Below are 1,499 nucleotides of genomic sequence, written 5' to 3'. Positions count from 1 at the left end.
CCTTGTTATAGGAGGGCCAGTTAGTGATTTTAAAATTTTGTTTTGCCATGGAGACCTGATTTTGAAACAACTATGGTGATCTGTTCCGATGATTACCCAAACTTTCTATTTATTCAACAAAGCCAGTTCAAGCTGCACGCTTCCGATAATGCCTTGGGCATCACGGGCAATCCACAGTAAACGTGCCCCTTCCGCCAGAGAGGTGCGTAATCCGTGAAAATAGCTGGCTGCGGTTTCGTGAGACAAAGGCATCTCATAGCCAACAGATGCGCCATGCATTACCGCATCTAGCAGCAGGTCTGCCAGTTCTGTGCGGTAAACCGGAAGGGTTGTGTCATTAAGTAAAACGATTTTCATCATGCAGTCTCATGCAGCCTCCAGCGAAATGAGCCCTCTCTGACCCTCTTTACCGAAACATAGCAAGATACATGCTAGGCCAGATTTACGTCGTTAACGCGGTTAAACACATCTTTATGACGAAGAAGGTGCGTTACCTTGGAGCAAAAGGTCATTGTTGGTGCAGAATCGTGCTGACGTCATGTTGAAAAAAGCATGCACGACAGGGGGGAATGTGCGGGATTGGTCGTGAATTTGGATGTTCTTTAGGCATTTTATCGCAGAGGACGTGAATTCATGCTCGAATTTGGATAAAATCTAAGCGATAGCGCATTTTAAGCAATTTTTTTGTTGCATAGGTGGCTCGCTCTACCTAGAATGCGCAGCACTTGATGCCGGCTTAGCTCAGTTGGTAGAGCAACTGACTTGTAATCAGTAGGTCGCCAGTTCGATTCCGGCAGCCGGCACCATCAAGTACACAATCAGGTGGGGTTCCCGAGCGGCCAAAGGGAGCAGACTGTAAATCTGCCGTCACAGACTTCGAAGGTTCGAATCCTTCCCCCACCACCAAATTCAAGCCATACAGGTTATGGCTGAACCAGCGCGATGAGGCAATCATCGTGTTGGCGAAGGCGGAAGCTTTCAACAGAGAAATCAGGTAGCCGAGTTCAGGATGCGGGCATCGTATAATGGCTATTACCTCAGCCTTCCAAGCTGATGATGTGGGTTCGATTCCCACTGCCCGCTCCAATAAGTGCTGATATAGCTCAGTTGGTAGAGCGCACCCTTGGTAAGGGTGGGGTCGGCAGTTCGAATCTGCCTATCAGCACCACTTCTTTTTCATCTCCTGATTTCCTTTCTGTAAAATATTCGTCAAGCGTTAGCTTGGTTAATGTGGTGCTATCACCGATTTATCCGTGTCTTAGAGGGACAGTCGATGTCTAAAGAAAAGTTTGAACGTACTAAACCGCACGTTAACGTCGGTACTATCGGCCACGTTGACCATGGTAAAACCACGCTGACCGCAGCGATCACTACCGTACTGGCTAAAACCTACGGCGGTAGCGCGCGCGCATTCGATCAGATCGATAACGCGCCGGAAGAAAAAGCACGTGGTATCACCATCAACACGTCTCACGTTGAATACGACACCCCGACCCGTC

1 protein-coding gene, 4 tRNA genes and 1 pseudogene are annotated in these 1,499 nt (G+C 48.6%); 5 read left to right on the top strand and 1 reads right to left on the bottom strand.

What is annotated here, in order from left to right; all coding sequences use genetic code 11:
• Positions 1–123: 123 nt before the first annotated feature.
• A pseudogene (locus ACTBDZ_RS17770) lies at positions 124–357 on the bottom strand (GNAT family N-acetyltransferase); the annotation flags it as partial.
• A gap of 373 nt (positions 358–730) precedes the next feature.
• Between ACTBDZ_RS17770 and ACTBDZ_RS17765 the strand changes: the two are divergent.
• The 5 genes from ACTBDZ_RS17765 to ACTBDZ_RS17745 form a co-directional block, all read left to right on the top strand.
• Positions 731–806: transfer RNA gene (locus ACTBDZ_RS17765), tRNA-Thr, on the top strand.
• 15 nt (positions 807–821) lie between these two features.
• Positions 822–906 (top strand) — tRNA-Tyr (locus ACTBDZ_RS17760).
• Between the two features lie 105 nt (positions 907–1,011).
• Positions 1,012–1,086 (top strand) — tRNA-Gly (locus tag ACTBDZ_RS17755).
• A 6-nt stretch (positions 1,087–1,092) separates the two neighbouring features.
• Positions 1,093–1,168, top strand: a tRNA-Thr gene (locus tag ACTBDZ_RS17750).
• Positions 1,169–1,273: 105 nt separating this feature from the next.
• Positions 1,274–1,499 (top strand): GTP-binding protein (locus ACTBDZ_RS17745; protein ID WP_008502775.1); only part of this gene is annotated, 226 nt, incomplete at its 3' end.

Origin of the sequence: Symbiopectobacterium sp. (assembly GCF_051710365.1) — a bacterium.
In the GTDB taxonomy this organism is placed as follows: Bacteria; Pseudomonadota; Gammaproteobacteria; order Enterobacterales; family Enterobacteriaceae; genus Symbiopectobacterium.
This window is presented reverse-complemented; position numbering and strand designations above follow the sequence as displayed.